At 70.0% G+C, this 19,073-nt stretch carries 15 protein-coding genes and 1 pseudogene; 11 read left to right on the top strand and 5 right to left on the bottom strand.

Features of this window, described 5'->3' with window-relative positions; all coding sequences use genetic code 11:
* Window positions 1–53: 53 nt before the first annotated feature.
* Window positions 54–1,592, bottom strand: a complete 1,539-nt coding sequence (locus ACIQI8_RS05995; RefSeq protein WP_402345353.1) for an APC family permease — start codon at window positions 1,590–1,592, stop codon at window positions 54–56.
* Window positions 1,593–1,741: 149 nt separating this feature from the next.
* On the opposite strand from ACIQI8_RS05995, the gene ACIQI8_RS05990 reads away from it, so the two are divergent.
* The 3 genes from ACIQI8_RS05990 to ACIQI8_RS05980 all read left to right on the top strand — a co-directional run bounded on the left by ACIQI8_RS05990 (window position 1,742) and on the right by ACIQI8_RS05980 (window position 4,955).
* Window positions 1,742–3,145: a flavin monoamine oxidase family protein gene (locus ACIQI8_RS05990; protein WP_402345351.1), complete on the top strand. Its 1,404-nt coding sequence runs from the start codon at window positions 1,742–1,744 to the stop codon at window positions 3,143–3,145.
* 29 nt (window positions 3,146–3,174) lie between these two features.
* Window positions 3,175–4,089 carry a TetR family transcriptional regulator C-terminal domain-containing protein gene (locus tag ACIQI8_RS05985; protein ID WP_402345349.1) on the top strand — a complete coding sequence of 305 codons (915 nt, stop codon included), beginning with the start codon at window positions 3,175–3,177 and terminating at the stop codon, window positions 4,087–4,089.
* A 68-nt stretch (window positions 4,090–4,157) separates the two neighbouring features.
* Entirely contained in the window at window positions 4,158–4,955 is a 798-nt protein-coding gene (locus ACIQI8_RS05980; RefSeq protein WP_402345348.1) for an SAM-dependent methyltransferase, read from the top strand.
* Between the two features lie 54 nt (window positions 4,956–5,009).
* On the opposite strand, the gene ACIQI8_RS05975 is transcribed toward ACIQI8_RS05980, so the two are convergent.
* Window positions 5,010–6,311, bottom strand: coding sequence for an MFS transporter (locus ACIQI8_RS05975; RefSeq protein WP_402345347.1), 1,302 nt, complete (start codon window positions 6,309–6,311; stop codon window positions 5,010–5,012).
* 127 nt (window positions 6,312–6,438) lie between these two features.
* Here ACIQI8_RS05975 and ACIQI8_RS05970 point away from each other — a divergent pair, with 127 nt between their 5' ends.
* Window positions 6,439–6,798, top strand: a complete 360-nt coding sequence (locus ACIQI8_RS05970) for an ArsR/SmtB family transcription factor (protein ID WP_402345345.1) — start codon at window positions 6,439–6,441, stop codon at window positions 6,796–6,798.
* Window positions 6,799–6,815: 17 nt separating this feature from the next.
* On the opposite strand, the gene ACIQI8_RS05965 is transcribed toward ACIQI8_RS05970, so the two are convergent.
* Window positions 6,816–7,931 (bottom strand): acyltransferase family protein, encoded by a 1,116-nt coding sequence (locus ACIQI8_RS05965; RefSeq protein ID WP_402345343.1) that lies wholly within the window; start codon window positions 7,929–7,931, stop codon window positions 6,816–6,818.
* A gap of 129 nt (window positions 7,932–8,060) precedes the next feature.
* The gene (locus ACIQI8_RS05960) at window positions 8,061–8,516 is read right to left on the bottom strand and encodes a TerB family tellurite resistance protein (RefSeq protein WP_124002293.1); all 456 of its coding nucleotides are present in this window, start codon (window positions 8,514–8,516) and stop codon (window positions 8,061–8,063) included.
* Between the two features lie 186 nt (window positions 8,517–8,702).
* Between ACIQI8_RS05960 and ACIQI8_RS05955 the strand changes: the two genes are divergently transcribed.
* The 3 genes and pseudogenes from ACIQI8_RS05955 to ACIQI8_RS05945 all read left to right on the top strand — a co-directional run.
* Window positions 8,703–9,449, top strand: coding sequence for an alpha/beta hydrolase family protein (locus ACIQI8_RS05955; RefSeq protein WP_402345341.1), 747 nt, complete (start codon window positions 8,703–8,705; stop codon window positions 9,447–9,449).
* 316 nt (window positions 9,450–9,765) lie between these two features.
* Window positions 9,766–11,820: an elongation factor G gene (gene fusA, locus ACIQI8_RS05950; protein WP_402345339.1), complete on the top strand. Its 2,055-nt coding sequence runs from the start codon at window positions 9,766–9,768 to the stop codon at window positions 11,818–11,820.
* 257 nt (window positions 11,821–12,077) lie between these two features.
* Window positions 12,078–12,274, top strand: a pseudogene (locus ACIQI8_RS05945) (hypothetical protein); the annotation flags it as partial.
* 114 nt (window positions 12,275–12,388) lie between these two features.
* Here the strand turns inward: ACIQI8_RS05945 and ACIQI8_RS05940 are convergent.
* Window positions 12,389–14,179, bottom strand: coding sequence for a coagulation factor 5/8 type domain-containing protein (locus tag ACIQI8_RS05940; RefSeq protein WP_402345337.1), 1,791 nt, complete (start codon window positions 14,177–14,179; stop codon window positions 12,389–12,391).
* A gap of 211 nt (window positions 14,180–14,390) precedes the next feature.
* Between ACIQI8_RS05940 and ACIQI8_RS05935 the strand changes: the two genes are divergently transcribed.
* Genes ACIQI8_RS05935 through ACIQI8_RS05920 form a run of 4 tightly spaced genes read left to right on the top strand, consistent with a single transcriptional unit; the run spans window position 14,391 to window position 18,949 of the window.
* On the top strand, window positions 14,391–15,707 hold the full coding sequence (locus tag ACIQI8_RS05935; protein ID WP_402345335.1) for an ABC transporter substrate-binding protein: 1,317 nt from the start codon (window positions 14,391–14,393) through the stop codon (window positions 15,705–15,707).
* Between the two features lie 8 nt (window positions 15,708–15,715).
* Window positions 15,716–16,708 (top strand): carbohydrate ABC transporter permease, encoded by a 993-nt coding sequence (locus tag ACIQI8_RS05930; RefSeq protein WP_402345333.1) that lies wholly within the window; start codon window positions 15,716–15,718, stop codon window positions 16,706–16,708.
* A gap of 13 nt (window positions 16,709–16,721) precedes the next feature.
* The gene (locus tag ACIQI8_RS05925; RefSeq protein WP_402346713.1) at window positions 16,722–17,561 is read left to right on the top strand and encodes a carbohydrate ABC transporter permease; all 840 of its coding nucleotides are present in this window, start codon (window positions 16,722–16,724) and stop codon (window positions 17,559–17,561) included.
* A 29-nt stretch (window positions 17,562–17,590) separates the two neighbouring features.
* A complete protein-coding gene (locus ACIQI8_RS05920; protein ID WP_402345331.1) occupies window positions 17,591–18,949 on the top strand; it encodes a GH1 family beta-glucosidase in 1,359 nt (452 codons plus the stop codon).
* Window positions 18,950–19,073: the final 124 nt, after the last annotated feature.

The raw sequence follows: 19,073 nt of genomic DNA, 5'->3' as shown, positions 1-19,073 counted from the left end.
TCGAGTGGGAGGCGGACGTTCGAGCGGAAGGCGGAACGGAGAACGGCCCGCACTCAGCTCTGGGCCACTGCGGTCGGCCGACGTTCGAAGAACGCGGGACACAGGCGCCGGGAGACCAGTAGGGCGAGCAGTCCCAGCAGAGCCGTACCGGTGCCGATCACGAACGTGCCGCCGACGCGGGATCCCGAGGAGAACGGGAGGGTCCAACTCGTACCGCTGTTGATGGGATCCCACGCCTGCACCAGGCTCCAGGCGCCCGCGCCGAGCAGGACGACCCCGCCGATCGCGGGGAGGACGACGGTCAGCCAGAGGTCCGAGGACTTGGCACGCGGCCCGGCGCGGTGCACCCAGGCCGAGGTGAGCCCGGTGAGCCCGTAGTAGAACGCGATCAGCAGTCCGCAGGCGGACACCGCGTCGCCCAGGACGAGTCCGTGGCCGAGGAAGTTCAGCGCCACGTACACCACCGCGCCGATGACCCCGACCGCGATCGTGCCCACGTGCGGGATGCGGAAGCGCGGGTGGACGCGGGCCAGTGCGCGGGGGAGCGCGCCCTGGTCGCCCATCGACAGCATCGTGCGGCTGAGGGTCAGCACGGTCGTCTCCGTCGAGGCGGCGGCCGAGGTGAGGACCATGAGGATCAGCAGGTGCCACAGCACCGAGCCGAAGCCGCTCGACCCGAACACCGCGGTGCCGAAGCCGTAGAGGACGTCCCCGGAGTTGTCCGGGTTGTTCAGGCCGATCCCGGAGTCGCCGATGCCGGCGAAGGAGATCGCGGCGAACGTGGCGAGAAGGTACAGCGCCACAAGCAGCACGGTGGACCAGGTCGCGGCGCGGCCCGGGACGCGGTGCCGGTCGATGGTCTCCTCGTTGACGGTGAGCGCCGTCTCCCAGCCCCAGTAGATGAACAGCATCAACACCAGCGCGCTGACGAACGAACTCAGGGACGCGCCCTCGAAGGGGTTCAGCCAGGACAGGCTCGGCCGCCGGGTCCCGGTCGGCGCGCTGCCGGCGTACACCTTGACGAGCGCGACGACGGACAGGGCCACGAGCATGCCGAACTCCAGGAAGAGCAGGGCGCGTTGGACGGCCGCCGCGATCTCGATGCCGCGATAGCAGACCAGGGTCATCAGCGCGAGCCAGCCGAGTCCGGCGAGCAGCACCCGCCAGTTGGCCGGATCGGAACCGATGTTCTCCGCGCCGAACAGCAGGAACACGTACTGCCCCGCGACCTGCGCGAGGCTGCCGATCACGAGGACGAAGGACGCGATGATCGCCCAGCCGCCGAGGAAGCCGAGGCTCGGGTTCAGTGAGCGCGTGGCCCAGGTGAAGATCGTGCCGCAGTCCGGGTCGCGCCGGTTGAGCGCCGCGTAGCCGAAGGAGACGAACAGGATCGGGACGAAGGCGAGGACCACCACGGCCGGGGCCTGGAAGCCGACGTATCCGACGACGAAGGCCAGGGTCGCGGTGAGGCTGTAGGCGGGCGCCGCGGAGGCCACGGCGAGGATCAGGCTGGTGGCCATGGAGAGCGCGCCGGAGCGCAGACCCTTGTCCGTCTGGGCCTCACGCACCTGGAGTTGCGAATCCGAGGTCATTGCCACTCCCGATCTAGTGGTCTACGGGTACCAGCAAGAAAACGCAATGACTGATTGGCGAGTCAGACTGGCTGCGGCGGGAAGCGCTGTCAAGGCTTCGATCGCAATTGTGTGGCGCATCTTGACTGGCGAGTCAATCTTGCGACACGGTGGCCGGCGTGACACCACTCGAAACTTCTGCCGTCGACACCGAGGTCCTGGTCGTGGGCGCCGGATACGCGGGGCTCACCACCGCGTGGCGGCTGGCCGCCGCCGGGGTCGACGTCGTCGTGTTGGAGGCCGCCGACCGTGTGGGCGGCCGCGTGTTCAGCCAGGTGAGCCCGTCCGGCGTACGGATCGACCACGGAGGTCAGTGGATCGGGCCGAGCCAGCGGCGGTTCCGCGCGCTGGCGGACCACTTCGGTTGCCGGACGTTCCCGACCTGGGAGACCGGGCGGCACGTCGAGATCCGTGCCGACGGCACCCGCGTGGACTTCGCGGGCGGCGCCCCGGACACCGGACCGGGCATCGAGGAGTACGAACGCGTCACCGCCCTGCTCGACGACCTCGCCCGTACCGTCGACCTCGAACTGCCGTGGTCCACCCCGCGGTTCGCGGAGTTCGACGCCCGGTCGGCCGAGGACTTCTTCCGCGCGCAGACCGACGACGAGGACGCCCTCCGGCGACTGGCGCTGGCGATCCAGGGCGTGTGGTGCGCCGAACCGCGCGAGATCTCCTTCTTCCACGTGCTGTTCTACCTGGCCTCGGGCGGCGGCTACGAACAGCTGATGGAGACCCGCGGCTGCGCCCAGGACGCCCGCTTCTGCGACGGGGCGGACGCGGTGGCCCACGCGCTCGCGAAGGAACTGGGCGGGCGGGTCCGGCTCGGCGAACCGGTGCTGTCCCTGCGGCAGACCGCGCACGGAGTGGAGGCGTACACCGGCCACACCGTCGTCCGTGCGAGGCGAGCGGTCGTCGCCGTACCCCCGGCGGCGGTCGAGCGGATCGCCTTCGACCCGGTGCTGCCCACCGCGCGGCGCGGCTGGGTGCGCCACGCGCCGATGGGACGCGTCGCCAAGGTGCACGCCGTGTACGACGAACCCTTCTGGCGCACGGCCGGACGCTCCGGGATCGCGACGCTCTACGGCGACGGTCCGGTCGGCGTGGTCTTCGACAACTCCCCGGAGGACGCCTCGCGCGGCGTGCTCGTCGCGTTCGTCTACGGCGACCGGCTCGACCGCTGGTCCGCCACAACCGACGCCGAGCGCCGCCACGAGGTGCTGACCGCGCTGTCCGCGGTGGCCGGACCCCGGGCCGCGGCGCCGATCGACTACGTCGAAAAGATCTGGCCGCGGACGGGCTGGACCATCGGAGGCTACGAGTGCTTCGTGACCCCGGGCGGCTGGACCCGGCACGGCAGGGACGGCTGGCGGCAGCCGTCCGGGCTCGTCCACTGGGCGGGGACCGAGACCGCCTCGGTGTGGAACGGCTACATCGACGGGGCGATCTCGTCGGGCGAGCGCGCCGCGGCCGAGGTGATCAGCGCCCTGACGGCCGTCGGACACCTGGGGTGAATCGCCTTGGCTGACATACTGACCCGGTTATGACCAGCACCGAAGAGCGGCCGGCCGTGACCGCCGCCGAGCTGCCGGAACGCGTACGGACGGCGATCCGCGCGGCCTCCGTCTCCCAGCGCGAGGTCGCCCACCGGATCGGCATGGACCCGACCGCGCTGTCCAAGGCGCTGCGCGGGACGCGGCGGCTGCGCGACGAGGAGATCGCCGCCCTCGCGAAGGTCTGCGGGGTGTCCACGGCGTATCTGGTCGAGGGCGTCGGTCCGGAGCCGGTGCTCCCGCCCGAGACCGGACGGGACCGGGCGCAGCCGGTGACGGCGCAGGAGCGCCGGGACCAGATCCTGGAGGCCGCGACCGTCCTCATCGCCCGCCGCGGCTACCACAACGTGCGCGTCTCGGACATCGCACGCTACTGCGGGACCAGCACGGCGACGGTGCACTACCACTTCCCCAGCAAGGAAGCCACGCTGCACGCGGCGCTCGAGTACTACGCGCGGCGGTTCCGCGCGCGGCTCGACGAGGAGTTCGGCCGGGCGACGTCCGCGCGGGACAAGCTGCGCCGCCTGATCGAGGTGCAACTGCCCCTCACCGCCGACGACATCGACGAATGGTCGGTGTGGATCCAGTTCTGGAACCAGGCGATGCTCGAACCCCGCTTGCGGGCCGCGCAGCGGCGGATCTACTCGGGCTGGTACGGGGTCGTGGTGGACGTGCTGAACGAGTGCCGGTCCGAGGGCCTGGCGCCGGAGGCGGACGTGGAAGCCCTCGCCGACCGGTTCACCGCGATGGTCGACGGCCTGGCGATGCAGATCCTCGCCGGCTCGACCGAGATGCGGCCGGACCGCATGCGTTCGCTCCTGCTCGGGGCCTTCGAACCGCACCTCGACCTGACGGATCGCTTCCGTGCTTCCAGCGTCGACTCCGGTCACGCGGAGCCAAGTTGATATGCGAAGCTGTCGTCAACCGATCACGGGTCCGTTGGCCGTGGCGGTCGTGGAGAGGGGAGCCCAGGGTGGGCAAGGACGGCTTCCGCGCCGAGGAGATCGACACCAGCAGGCCGCATCCCGCGCGGATCTACGACTACCTGCTGGGCGGCAAGGACCACTACGAGGTGGACCGCAAGGCCGGTGACGCACTCGCCGCCGCGGCGCCCGAGGCGCGGATCGGTGTGCGGGCCAACCGCGACTTCATGCGGCGCGCCGTCCGTCACGTCGTCGAGGCCGGCGTCCACCAACTCCTCGACATCGGCACCGGCCTGCCCACCTCGCCGAACGTGCACGAGACCGCCCAGGCCACCGCGCCGGACGTGCGGGTCGCGTACGTCGACAACGACCCGATCGTCAAGGTCCACGGCGACGCGCTGCTCAGCGACACCAGCGCGACCAGCATCGTGCTCGGCGACCTGCGCGAGCCGCGGGCCGTCCTGGACCACCCCGACGTCCGCAAGGTCATCGACTTCGACCAGCCGGTCGCCGTACTCCTCGTCGCCGTCGTCCACTTCCTCACCGAGGCGGACGAGCCCGAGCAGATCGTGGCCACCCTGCGCGACGCGCTCGCGCCCGGCAGCTACCTCGTTCTCTCCCACGCCACCGGTGACTTCGCCGACCGCCGCGACGCGCAGGCCGTCTACAACAACGCCAGCGCCACCCTGAACCTGCGCTCCCGCGCCCAGGTGGAGCGGTTCTTCGACGGCTTCGAACTGGTCGAGCCGGGACTGGCTCAGGTGCCGTTCTGGCGCCCGGACGCCACGCCACCGGCGCGCTCCGAGGAGATCGGCTTCTACGGGGGCGTGGCGCGCAAGCTGGGCTGAACCCGCCCGCGGGCGGCCCGTTGAGGGAGCGGCCGGCGGTCCGGACGGCGCGTGCTAGGCGTGGCTGTGCCGCCAGCCCGCCCCCATCCGGACCGCGCCCACGAGATGCGGGTGACCCTCGTGCAGGTCCGTGTGCTCGTGCTCGACCGTCGGCCGAGGCTGCCGCCACAGGCGGACGGCGAGCAGGGACGCGGCCGACGTGAGGGCGCCCAGGGCGACTACGGCCCCCTGCAGCCCAACTGCCGCGCCCAGCAGGCCCGCCAGCGGATAGGTCAGCAGCCAGCAGCCGTGCGACAGCGAGAACTGCGCGGCGAACGCCGCCGTCCGTTCCTGTGCCGGGACCGAGCGCCGGATCAGCCGGGCGGTCGGCGTGAGGATCGTCGAGCAGCCCGCGCCGAACGCGGCCCACAGGACCAGGAGCGCCGGCGCACGCCAACTCCCGTACCGCGCGGCCGTGATGGCGCCGAGCCCGGCGAAGACGACACCGAGCAGCAGAGCCCCGCGCAGCATCACCGTCCGGTCCGCCACCCGGTCCAGCACGCGTGGCAGCGCCAGCGCGACGGCCATCGAGCCCGCGCCGTACGCGCCGAGTGCCGCCGCCACGGCGTGGGCCGACAGGCCGAGGAACTCGCGTACGTAGAGGACGGAGTTGACGGTCACCATCGCGCTCGCGCAGGCCACCGCGAGGTTCAGCGCGAGCAGGGCGCGCAGTCGCGGGACGGCGAGGAAGAGACGCGTGCCCGCCGTCGCCTTGGCGTAGGCGCGGCCCGCCGGGCGCGTCCAGGACGGCCTCGGCAGCGTCGTCGAGAGCACGAGTGCTGCCGAGGCGAGGAAGCCCAACACCGTTCCGCTGAAGAGCCAGTTGTACGTGATCACCGACAGCAGCGCGGCGGCCAGGGCGGGCGAGAACAGGCTCTCAAGGTCGTACGCCAGCCGGGACATGGACAGCGCCCGCGTGTAGTCGCGCTCCGCCGGCAGCACGTCCGGGATCACGGCCTGGAACGTGGGGGTGAACGCGGCCGACGCGGACTGGAGCAGGAAGACCAGGACGTAGACCTGCCAGACCTGGTCGACGAAGGGGAGCAGCGAGGCGACACCGGCCCGCGTGAGGTCGGCGGCCACCATCAGCGTCCGGCGCGGCACCCGGTCGGCCACGGCAGCGACGAGCGGCGCGATCGCCACGTACGCCACCATCTTGATCGCGAGCGCGGTGCCGAGCACCGAACCGGCGTCGGCGCCCGCGATGTCGTATGCCAGCAGGCCGAGCGCCACGGTGGCCAGGCCGGTGCCGACCAGGGCGACGACCTGGGCGGTGAAGAGCCGGCGATAGGTGCGGTTGCGCAGGACGGCGAGCATGCGGACGGCTCCCTGGGGAGGGGCGGTCGGTTCGACGCCGTCAGCATAGTCGTCATGTGCGCATCTGCGCATATGACGATCAGGTTTTGAGGCGTGGTTCGTGTCGGACTGGCCCTAGGCTGACCCCATGCCCTCACGCGAGCCCCTGCCACCTGCGGCCGATACGCATCTGCGGGCCCCGGACGGCGCGCGGCTGGCTGAGGCGACCGAGGTCTTCGCGCTGCTCTCCGATGCGACCCGGCTGCATCTGCTGTGGCTGCTCGCGCAGGGCGAGTCGGATGTGGGTTCACTGGCCGAGCGGTGCGAGGCGTCCCGGACCGCCGTCAGTCAGCACCTGGCCAAACTGCGGCTCGCGGGTCTGGTGGAGACGCGGCGTGAAGGACGGCACGTCCACTACAGCCTGCGCGACGGGCATCTGCGACGCCTTGTCATGGAGGCGCTCAGCCATGCGGACCACCGGGTCACCGGCAAGGCACCGCACGACTGAGACGACTCAGGCAGTGGTCACGTACGCGACCTGAACGCCCATTCCATCCTCGGCTCCATGGCGAACCGGAAGACCCGTCGGACCGGCGGTGTGCACAGCAGGGTCACGACCACCGCGGCGAAGAGGGTGACGACGATCTCGCCGACCGGCCGGTAGATCCAGTCGGGGGAGTACCAGCCCCAGGGCTTCGATGCCTGGGCGATGAAACCGTGCAGGAGATAGCCGTACAGCGTGCCCGCGCCCAGCACGGTGAACCACGTCCGGCGCCCCGGCACCCAGGACAGGAAGCAGGCGACCAGCACGGTCGAGCAGCCGAAGATGGCCAGCGTCATCAGCGGTCCGGCCCAACCGGGCGAGCCCAACTGCTCGGCGCTGTCGCGGTGGAAGAACCACGCGCCCGTCATGTGGGGCGCCGACCAGTACGCCACCGCGAGCCCGCACAGGGCCACCGGTACGGCGAGCAGGCGCACCTTCCACTGGCGCAGCAGCCGGAAGTGCTCGGGCCGTAGACACAGGCCGAGCACGAAGTACGGCAGGAACTGCAGCAGGCGCTGCATGTCGAGGTCCTCGCCGATGGACGGTGACATGGTCGCCAGCATCGCGATGACCAGCGCGATCGGCAGCGGCCAGCGCACCTGCCGCCAGATCGGGGTGGTCAGCCGCCAGACGAACAGGGCGGCGAGGAACCAGGTCAGATACAGCGGGTCCAGCAGGCTGACCGCGCGGTCCGGCTCGTGGTCGGTCCACCGGGTGAACAGGGTGTACGCCGTCTCGAAGAGGACGTACGGGACGGCGACGCCCGTCACCAGGCGCCGGATCCGCTGCGGGCTCGCGTCGAAGGAACGCGAGAAGTAGCCCGAGATCACGATGAACGCCGGCATGTGGAAGGCGTAGACGAACGTGTAGACAGCGGTGACGGTACGGCTGCCGTCCCGCAGCGGCTCCCATGCGTGACCCATCGCGACCAGCACGATCGCCAGGTACTTGGCGTTGTCGAAGTAGGAGTCGCGGGACTTCGCCGGTCGGGGCGTGGGCGTGCCCGGCTGGGCGGTGCCGGGTTCGGGCCTGGTCCGCGTGGGGGCGGGAACAGGGGCGGGGACGGGAGCGGGCTCGGTGCGTGTGGTCTGGCTCACCACATCACCCGCAAACGGTGTGGAGGGGATGACACATCCCACGCGCCTCACCGGTTCTGGACGACGTAAACCCGGCCCGGGAAAATCCGGACCGGGTCAGCGGCACAGCCGCCCGTCAGGGCGGGACGCTCAGAGGTCGAACTCGTGCGGCGGCAGGTCGAGCGCGAAGCACGCCTCCCGTACGACGGCCTGCTCCGTCTTGTCGAAGTCGCCGTCGGCGCCGCCGATGACGATGCCGATCTGGATGACGGCACGGGCCTCGGCCGGCTTCTTCTTGGCCTTGGCGATCTCCTGGAGCACGGTGACCTTTCCGAAGGCGAAGTCGGCGGTCAGCTTGTTCAGGTTCTCCTCGAAGCGGCGGCGGAGGTCGTCCGCGGGGAAGTTCTGCAGGACCTCGTTGGTGGAGATGAGCTGGGCCACGCGCTGGCGCTCGGCCGGGTCGATGGTGCCGTCCGCCGCCGCGACGAGCGCGCACATCGCCATGCTGGCGTCACGGAACGCACCGCTCTTGAGGTCGTTCTTCTTCGACACCAGCTGGGTCTGCATCGTCGATGCGGATTCCTTGATGCGGTCCCACAGGGCCATGCGCACTCCTGGTACTCGGGTCGGATGTCCGTCGGACATCTACAACATCGTGGAAACTGCCGGTCCGGTGGATAAGTTCCCATCGTTCCTTCGATGTTCACGGCGGTCACGCGGGCCGTGTGCGATGCATTGACCGGACCTGGTCCGGACGTTAGCTTGCGGCAGATTCTCGACGGGGGAGGACGCGTGAACTCAGCGATGCGGGCTGCCGTGATGCTGGTCGGTACAGGGATGCTGGCGCTCGTCGCGTGCGGCGGCGACGGTGACGGAGGCAGGGCGGCCGGTCCGTCCACGACACCGGAGGCCGAAGCCACCGCCAACGACTTCGGCTGTCTGTCGGGCAAGCAGCTCAAGAAGTCGATCACCTTCAAGGACAGCGCGGGCGCCGACGTCGACGGCTACGAGACGGGCACCGGCGCGACCGGCGTCATCCTGTCCCACCAGTCCGACAACAACATCTGCTCCTGGGTCGCCGGCGCGGAGGAGCTCGCGTCCGACGGCTACCGCGTGATCGCCGTCGACAGCAACGGTTCCGAGGTGGAGGAGATCCAAGGGGCCGCCGAACGGCTGCGCGGCGAAGGGGCCGGGAAGATCGTCCTGATCGGTGCCTCCAAGGGCGGCACCGCCTCACTGGTCGCCGCGTCGGAGGTGCGGCCGGCGGTCGTGGCGGTGGTGTCGGTGTCCGGTCCCGGGCTGTACCAGGACATGGACGCGACCGCCGCCGTACCGAAGTTGACCATGCCGGCGTATTTCATCGCCGCGAAGGGAGACGGTGAATTCGCCTCCGACGCGCAGGAGTTGGCGAAGCTGGCCAAGAAGTCCCCGGGGAAGAAACTGGAGTTGGTGGACGGTGCCCAGCACGGCAACGACCTGCTGAACCAGCAGCCGTCCGTGTGGGACGAGGTGAAGGCGTTCATCGCGAAGCACAGTTAATTCCGGTGACTGACACCCACCGATCTCCCTACACTCGGCAGGTCACGTCAGACCGGATGAGGGGAGCCCGACCGTGCGTCACCGCGCCGCTGTCGTCGTTTCCCGTTCCCGGTATCAGGTGATCCTGGTGTCTTCGGCCGTCCGGTGCTCGCTGCGCGGCCGGCACCGGATGCCCGTGACGAACGTCTGACACGTATCTTCCCGTCCACTTTCTCGTCCACCGACGAGCCTTCGTGGCGCCCGTCGTCGTGGCGTTCCGTCCGGGAATCGCGCTGCCCTTTTCCGATCGCGAGATCACCAGAAAGGCCCATGGGCCGTGCGCACTCACCTCAACCCCCTGACCCTCGTCCGCAACTTCGGCATCCTCGCCCACGTCGACGCGGGCAAGACCACCGTCACCGAGCGGATCCTGTTCGCCACCGGCACCACGCACCGGCGCGGTGAGGTCCACGACGGCACCACCGTCACCGACTTCGACCCGCAGGAGCGCGACCGCGGGATCACCATCTTCGCGGCGGCGGTGAGCTGCACGTGGGACGGTCACCGGATCAACCTGATCGACACTCCCGGGCACGTGGACTTCGCCGACGAGGTGGAGCGCGCGCTCAGGGTGCTCGACGGGGCGGTCGCGGTGTTCGACGCCGTCGCGGGCGTGGAACCGCAGAGCGAGTCCGTGTGGCGGCAGGCCGATCGGCACGGCGTGCCCAGGATCGCCTTCGTCAACAAGCTGGACCGCGCGGGCGCGGACCTCGACAGCGCCGTCGACTCGATCCGGGAACGACTGCATCCGGCGCCGCTGGTCGTGCAGTTGCCCATCGGTGTCGAGGGCGGTTTCGCCGGCGTCGTCGACCTGCTGCGGATGCGCGCGCTGGTGTGGGTCGACGGTGCCGAGACGGCCGAACTCGTGCCCGTGCCCGGGGAGTTGCACGAGGAGGCGCATCGGCGTCGGCGGCTGCTGGAGGAGGCCGTCGCCGAACTCCATCCGGCGGCGCTGGAGGAGTTCTGCGCCCACGGCAGGCTGTCCGCCGAGACGCTGGCCGCCGCTCTGCGGGACCTCACCCGCAGCGGGGACGGACTGGTCGTGCTCTGCGGCTCGGCCTACCGCAACCGCGGGATCGAGCCGCTGCTCGACGCCGTCGTGTCCTACCTGCCGTCGCCGCTCGACGTGCCCGCCGTACGGGGCACGGCCGACGGCACGGCGGAGGGCGCGACGGAGGAACGGCCCGCGGATCCGGCGGCGCCCTTCGCGGCACTGGCGTTCAAGGTGAACGCCACTCCGACGGGACGGCTGACGTATCTGCGGGTGTATTCGGGAACGGTCGAGAAGGGAGACACCGTGTGGGACGCGGTCGCACACCGTACCGAGCGCGTCGGGCGGATCCTGCGCGTCCGGGCGGACCGGCACGCCCAGGTCGACCGCGCGGTCGCCGGGGACATCGTCGCGGTGGCCGGGCTGAAGGCCGCCCGGGCGGGTGCGACGCTGTGCGCGCCCGGCGCTCCGCTGGTGCTGGAACCGCCCGGTGTCGCCGAACCCGTGGTCTCCGTGGCGGTCGAGGCCAGCAGGTCGATCGAGACCGGCCGGCTGGCGTCGGCGCTCGCGCGACTGGTCGAGGAGGACCCCTCGCTGGTCGTGCGGACGGATCCCGAGACGGGTCAGACGGTGCTGTCGGGCATGGGTGAACTGCATCTGGAGGTGGCGACGGAGCAGCTGCGGCGCGTCCACGGCGTGGAGGTCAACGTCGGCCGTCCGAGGGTGAGTTACCGCGAGACGGTCGGGCGCGGGGTGTCCGGTCTTGTCTTCCGGCACGTCAAACAGGACGGCGGGGCAGGGCAGTTCGCCCATGTCGTCCTCGATGTCGAACCGGCGGACAGCGGCTTCGAGTTCCGCTCCGCGGTCGTCGGCGGGCGGGTCCCGCAGGAGTACGTCCGCGCGGTCGAGGCCGGCTGCCGGGACGCCCTTGCCGAAGGACCGCTGGGCGGGCACCCGGTGACCGGGCTGCGCGTCACGCTCACCGACGGATCGACCCACGTGAAGGACTCCTCCGACACGGCCTTCCGCACGGCGGGCCGGCTCGGACTGCGGGAGGCCCTGCGCGCCTGCGCGATGGTCCTCCTGGAGCCGGTCGTCGAGGTCACGGTCACCGTGCCCGACGAGTCTGTCGGCGGAGTCCTCGGCGACCTCGCCGCCCGCCGCGGCCGAGTCTCCGGCTCGACCACACGCGGCGGCTCGGCCATCGTGACGGCGACCGTGCCCCTGTCCGAACTCTTCGGCTACGCGACGAGGTTGCGCAGCCGGAGCCAGGGCCGCGGCACGTTCACGGCCCGGCCCACCGGGTACGCGCCGGCGCCCGCGGGGATGTCGGCACGGTGACTCGGTGGGCTGGGGGTCTGGTGGCTCGGTGGTCGTGATGGCGACCGAGCCTCCGGCTGGACTCTGCGGCTGCGCAACCCGGTTGCCCAACCGGAGCCGGAGCTGGACCCGCAGCCGCAGCCGCAGGTAGAGCCAGGGCCGCGGCACGTTCACGGCCCGGCCCGGCCCGGCCCACCGGGTATGCGACGGCGCCCGCGGGGATGTCGGCACGGTGACTCGGTGGGCCGGGGTCTGGTGGCTCGGGGCACCGGCGGATCGGGGGCTCGGTGGTCGTGATGGCGACCGAGCCTCCGGCTGGACTCTCCGGCTGCGCAACCCGGTTGCCCAGCCGGAGCCGGAGCCGGAGCCGGAGCTGGAGCTGGACCGCAGCCGTAGGTAGAGCCAGGGCCGCGGCACGTTCACGGCCCGGCCCACCGGGTATGCGACGGCGCCCGCCGGAACGTCGACGTGGTGACCCGGTGAGCCGGGGGTTCGGTGAGTCGGGAACCGGTGGTTCGCCGACTCGTCGGCTCCGTGACCGACCGGTACGGCGGCCCCGCTCCTCAACCGGCGCGGGGCCGCCCCCGGTTCACGGGTACGACACCACCGTGGACGGGATGGTCGACGTGCCCGAGGTCGGCGAACCGGTCTCGTTGATGACGTGCTCGTACTGGCCCTGGCCGCCGAGCGAGACCACGAGCAGGTCGTGGAACTTCACCCCCGACCGGATCGGCGCCGCGAAGCCGTTGTGCTGCACGATCGCCGGGTTGACGTTGTAGTAGCAGTAGCTGCCCAGACCCCAGCCCTCGTGCACGGTGACGTTGTCGCCGACCTTGTAGGCGGCGTACCCCTTGATCGAGCCGTTCTGGATCGCGGCCTGGTTGGGCGCGTCGTACGCCTTCTCGTTCTGGAAGAAGATCGTGCGGCCGCGCTCGCCGTTCCACTGCACGTCGTACTTGTTGAAGTGCTCCACGAACAGGCCGGTCGCCAGCACGTCGGCGCCGTTGACGAGGAGGCCGTAGTCGGCCCGGTTGGTGTCCCAGCCGATGCCCGAGCCGTGGTCGGCGCGCCACAGCCAGGTGTGGTCGACGATGGTGTGGCGGTTGTTGATGACCATGCTGGTGGTCGCCTTGCCCGCGCCCGCGCCGCCGATGCGGACGAACACGTCCTGGACGGTGGTGGGGTTGGCGGAGTGGTCCGTCGTCGTGCCCGCGGGCCCGACCTCCAGCAGGGTGGCCGAGTTGACCGTGCCCGCGTCGATGAGGAAGCCCGCGAGCCGCACACCGTCGACGTCGGCGACCTTGAGGGCCGTGACTCCGTTGTCGGGGACGAGCGTCGCGTAACCCAGGCCCAGCACCACGGTGTTGGCGCGGTTCACCTGGATCGGCGCATTCAGGTGGTAGATGCCCGGCGTCAGCAGGAGGTGCAGCCCCTGCGTGAGTGCCTCATTCAGCGTGGCCGCGCTGACGCCCGGCTTGGCGACGTAGAACTGCGACAGGGACAGCGAGGTGCCGCGCGGTGTGCCGTTGCCCCAGGTCACCCCGCTCGCGTTGGTGCGCTTCTCCGGGAGGAAGATCCGGTACTCGGTGCCGTTCAGGTACAGGAAGGGCTTCTCGCGGGAGACCGGTGTCGTGCCGAGGGTGGTGTACACCGGGTTCGGGAAGCCCTGCGGGGGCGCGCCCTGCACGCCCGAGAACACCATGTTCCAGACGCCGTTGAGCCAGCTGCCGATCACGCTGTCTCGCGTGTACCACTGCTGCTGCGAGTACGGCTGGACCTGGCCGTCGATCCGGCTGTCGGCGATGTAGCCGCCGGAGGCCCAACCGTAGCCGTTGGGCGAGAGGTTGAGGTTCCCGCGCACGTGCATCCGACGGAAGGGGGCCGCCTGAGCCACGGCCCACCTGTTCGTGCCGTTCACGGGCACCAGCGCGAGGTTCTCCGCCGAACGCCAGAAGTTCTGGGTGGCGTTGCCGTTGAACCAGCCGGCGTCGACGGTGATGTCGCCGTTGATGGTGGTGTTGTCGGGGGACAGACCGAGGCCCGAGATCGAGGTGTAGAAGCCGAGTTGGGCGTTGAGCCCGCTGTAGGTGCCGGGCTTGAAGAGCAGCTGGTAGCGGCCGGTACCGAACTGCGCCGTCTCCTGCTGCTGGAAGATCTGGTCCAGCCTGGACTGGATGCTGGCGGACGACATCGACGGGTCGAAGACGATCACGTTGGCGCCGAGGTCGCCGCCGCCGGGGAGGGCGGCCGCACTCGGGGCAGCGGCGGAGGCGGACGTGGGGGCGGCCTCCGCGCGGGCGGACAGGCCGAGCACCACCGGAGCGGCAGCGGCGGCCGCGGCACCGAGGACAGTTCTGCGAGGTAGGGCGGGTAGGGACATGGGGCGGCTCTCCTGTTCAGGAAGTGAACACGGTGGGGTTTGGGAGCGCTCTCTTGTCCTTGAATGCTTCAACTGCCTGAACGGATGCGTCAAGAGGTGCGACCGGAGTTCCACGATGGTTGCCGTACCCCTTGACGAGGGCATCTCTTGAGGTTTAACTCACGTCCTAAATTAAGTCATGACTGTAATCCCTGAAGGGACACCGGGAGCCATGCGCAGCATCCGAGCCGCGGCCGTAGGCGCCGTCACCATGTCACTCGCCCTCGCCGCCACGGCCTGCGGAGGCGGTTCGTCGACGAACGGCGGGTCCAACGACTCGCCGAAGACCCTCACGTACTGGGCCTCCAACCAGGGCGCGAGCATCGCCATCGACAAGAAGGTCCTCCAGCCGGAGCTGGACAAGTTCCAGAAGCAGACCGGCATCAAGGTCAAGCTGGAGGTCGTCCCCTGGTCGGACCTGCTGAACCGCATCCTGACCGCGACCACCTCGGGCCAGGGCCCCGACGTCCTGAACATCGGCAACACCTGGAGCGCCTCGCTCCAGGCCACCGGCGCCCTGCTGCCGTGGGACGCGACGAACTTCGGCAAGATCGGCGGCAAGGACCGCTTCGTCGACTCCGCGCTCGGCTCGACCGGCGCCGAGGGCAAGGACCCGGCCGCGGTCCCGCTGTACTCGATGGCGTACGCCCTCTACTACAACAAGGAGATCTTCGCCGACGCCGGCATCAGCAAGCCCCCGGCCACCTGGGCCGAGCTGGTCGCCGACGGCAAGAAGATCCAGGCGAAGGGCAAGTCGGCGCTCGGCGCCGAGGGCGCCAACGTCTCCGAGAACATCCACCACACCTTCGTCTTCGCCAAGCAGCACGGCGGTGAGTTCTTCACCCCCGACGGCAAGGCCGACTTCACCAACGACGCGGTGGTCGCCGGCGTGAAGCAGTACGTCGACCTGATGGCCAAGGACAAGGTCATTCCGACCGGTGACGCCGAGTACGCGCAGAACCAGTCCGTGAGCGACTTCGCCAAGGGCAAGCAGGCGATGCTGCTGTGGCAGTCCGCCTCCGCCAACCTCAAGTCGCAGGGCATGGACGAGTCCAAGTACGGCATCGCCCCGGTGCCCGTGCAGTCCGGCACCCCCGGCACCGGCGCGCAGGTCAACTCGATGGTCGCGGGCATCAACCTCGCCGTCTTCAAGAACACCGACAACCTCGACGGCGCCACCAAGTTCGTGAAGTTCATGACCAGCGACGCCGAGCAGAAGATCCTCAACACCGCCTACAGCTCCATCCCACCGGTCAAGGCCGCCCAGGAGGACGCCGCCTTCAACACCGCCTCGAACTCCGTCCTCAAGAACACCCTCGCCACCAGCGCCGCGGCCCTGCCGCAGGTCGCCGACGAGTCGCAGTTCGAGACCGCGGTCGGCACCGCCGTCAAGGACCTGTTCGCGGACGTCGCCGCCGGCCGCGCGGTGACCACCGCATCGGTCAAGGCGAAGCTCGAGAAGGCCCAGCAGCAGATGCCGGCGAAGTGAGAGAAACAATGACGACCACTGCACCCGCAGAGGCCGCCGTGCACAAGAACTCTCCCGGGTCGGCGGAGAAAGCGCCCCGCCGCCGTCCCGGGAGGATCCGCCGCATCGCACTGCCGTATCTGCTGCTCCTGCCCGCCCTGTTCCTCGAACTCCTGGTCCACCTCATCCCGATGGTCATCGGCATCGTGATGAGCTTCAAGGAGCTCACCCAGTTCTACATCCGGGACTGGGGGACCGCGCCCTGGTCCGGCTTCGACAACTACAAGGTGTCGGTCGACTTCGACGCCCCCGTCGGCCAGGACCTGCTGCACTCCTTCTTCGTCACCGTCGTCTTCACCATCCTGTCGGTCAGCCTGTGCTGGCTGATCGGCACGGCGGCGGCGGTCTACATGCAGGACAACTTCCGCGGCCGTGGCTTCCTGCGCGCCCTGTTCCTGGTCCCGTACGCCCTGCCGGTCTACGCGGCCGTCATCACCTGGGTGTTCATGTTCCAGCACGACAACGGCCTGGTGAACCACGTCCTGCACGACCAGCTGCACATCACCGACAAGCCGTCGTTCTGGCTGATCGGCGACAACAGCTTCTACGCGCTGCTGATCGTGCACGTGTGGAAGGGCTGGCCGTTCGCCTTCCTCATCGTGATGGCCGGCCTGCAGAACATCCCCAAGGAGCTGTACGAGGCCGCCGCGCTGGACGGCGCCGGGATGGTGCAGCAACTGCGCCGTATCACCCTGCCGTCCCTGCGCCCGGTCAACCAGGTCCTCGTCCTGGTGCTGTTCCTGTGGACGTTCAACGACTTCAACACGCCCTACGTCCTGTTCGGCAAGGCCGCTCCCGAGGCCGCGGACCTCATCTCGGTCCACATCTACCAGGCCTCGTTCGTCACCTGGAACTTCGGCACCGGCTCCGCCATGTCCGTACTCCTGCTGCTGTTCCTGCTGGTCGTGACGGGCGTCTACCTCGCGCTCACCTCGCGCGGACGGAGGACCGCCGATGTCTAGCCCCAGCTCGCCGATGGCGCCGCCGCGCTCCTTCATCTGGTCCCGGCGGATCTTCCTGACGCTGCTCACCGGCTTCGTGCTGATCCCGGTGTACGTGATGGTCTCCAGCTCGCTGAAGCCGCTGGCCGACGTCACGGGCAAGTTCCGCTGGCTGCCCAGCGGGCTGACCATCCGCCCGTACATCGACATCTGGTCGACCGTGCCGCTCGCCCGGTACTTCGTGAACTCGCTGGTCGTGGCGGGCGCGGCGACCGTCCTGTCGGTGGTGATCGCGGTCTTCTCGGCGTACGCCGTCAGCCGCTACAGCTTCCGCGGCAAGCGGGTGTTCACGGTCACCGTGCTGTCCACGCAGATGTTCCCGGGCATCCTCTTCCTGCTCCCGCTGTTCCTCATCTACGTCAACATCGGCAACGCCACCGGCATCGCCCTGTTCGGCTCGCGCGGCGGGCTGATCCTGACGTATCTGACCTTCTCCCTGCCGTTCTCGATCTGGATGCTGATCGGGTACTTCGACTCGGTGCCGCGCGACCTGGACGAGGCCGCCCTGGTGGACGGCTGCGGGCCGCTCGGCGCGCTGTTCCGGGTCGTGGTGCCGGCCGCGATCCCCGGCATCGTCGCGGTCGCCGTCTACGCGTTCATGACCGCGTGGGGCGAGGTGCTGTTCGCGTCGGTGATGACCAACGACACCACCCGGACCCTCGCCGTCGGCCTCCAGGGCTACTCCACGCTCAACGACGTGTACTGGAACCAGATCATGGCCGCCTCGCTGGTCGTCAGCGTGCCCGTGGTCGCCGGATTCCTGCTCCTCCAGCGCTACTTGGTCGCCGGGCTGACGGCGGGCGCCGTCAAGTGAGCGACTCCCCCCACTCCGAAGGGACATCTGTGACCATCGACTTCGCCGCACTCCCGCACGACTTCCTGTGGGGCACGGCCACCGCGGCGTACCAGATCGAGGGAGCCGTCGCCGAGGACGGACGCGCGCCGTCGATCTGGGACACGTTCTCGCACACGCCCGGCAAGATCGCGAACAACGACAACGGCGACGTCGCCTGCGACCACTACCACCGCTGGCGCGAGGACATCGGCCTGATGCGCCAACTGGGCACCAACGCCTACCGGTTGTCGATCGCGTGGCCGCGCGTGGTGCCCGGCGGCGACGGCCCGGTCAACGCCAAGGGCCTCGCTTTCTACGACGAGTTGGTCGACGCCCTGCTGGAAGCGGGCATCGCCCCCTCCGTCACCCTCTACCACTGGGACCTCCCGCAGGCGTTGCAGGACCGGGGCGGCTGGCCCGAGCGGGCGACCGCCGAGCACTTCGCCTCGTACGCCTCCGTCGTGGCCGAACGCCTCGGCGACCGCGTCTCCCACTGGGCGACCCTGAACGAGCCCTCCTGCTCGTCCTGGATCGGCCACCTGGAAGGCAAGATGGCGCCGGGCTGGACGGACCTGACGGCCGCCGTCCGTACCTCCTACCACCTGCTGCTGGGCCACGGCCTCGCGGTCCAGGCGATCCGCGCCGCCGCCCCGGACGCCCAGATCGGCATCGTCAACAACCTGTCCACCGTGTACGCGGCCACCGACCGCGAGGAGGACATCCAGGCCGCCCGGCGGCACGACGGCCACGTCAACCGCTGGTGGCTGGACCCGATCCACGGCCGCGGCTTCCCGGCCGACATGCAGGAGGTCTACGGCGTCGAACTCCCCGAGCAGCCGGGCGACTTGGAGACCATCGCCGCGCCGCTGGACTGGCTCGGCCTGAACTACTACTTCCCGGCCACCGTCGCCGACGACCCGCGTGGGCAGGCGCCCCGCGTCCGCTCGGTCCGCCGCCTCGGCGTGCCGCGCACGGGGATGGACTGGGAGGTCGACGCGAGCGGCATCGAGACCCTGCTGCTCCGGCTCACCGAGGAGTACGGCGCCCGCAAGCTGTACGTCACCGAGAACGGCTCCGCCTACCCGGACGTCGTGCGGCCCGACGGCACCGTCGACGACCCGGAGCGCCAGGACTACCTGGAGAAGCACCTGGCGGCCTGCGCCTCGGCCGCCCGCAAGGGCGCCCCGCTGGCGGGATACTTCGCCTGGTCGCTGCTGGACAACTTCGAGTGGGCCTACGGCTACGAGAAGCGGTTCGGTCTGATCCACGTCGACTACCAGACGCAGGTCCGCACGATCAAGGGCACCGGACACCGGTACGCCGACATTGTGCGGACGCATCGCAGTCAGGCGCAGCGGGCGGCCTGACGGTCTCGGCTGCGGGCACGGTGGATGTGGGTGCGGGAGCCCACGTTCACCGTGCCGGGTCGGCGGACCTCTTCGGGTGGCCGGAAAGCTCGATCCTCACGGATGTACAGACCCCTAAATCTGT

It is taken from the genome of Streptomyces sp. NPDC092369 (assembly GCF_044755245.1).
Lineage (GTDB): Bacteria > Actinomycetota > Actinomycetes > Streptomycetales > Streptomycetaceae > Streptomyces.
The sequence above is the reverse complement of the archived record's forward strand: the minus strand, read 5'-3'. Positions and strand labels throughout refer to the sequence as shown.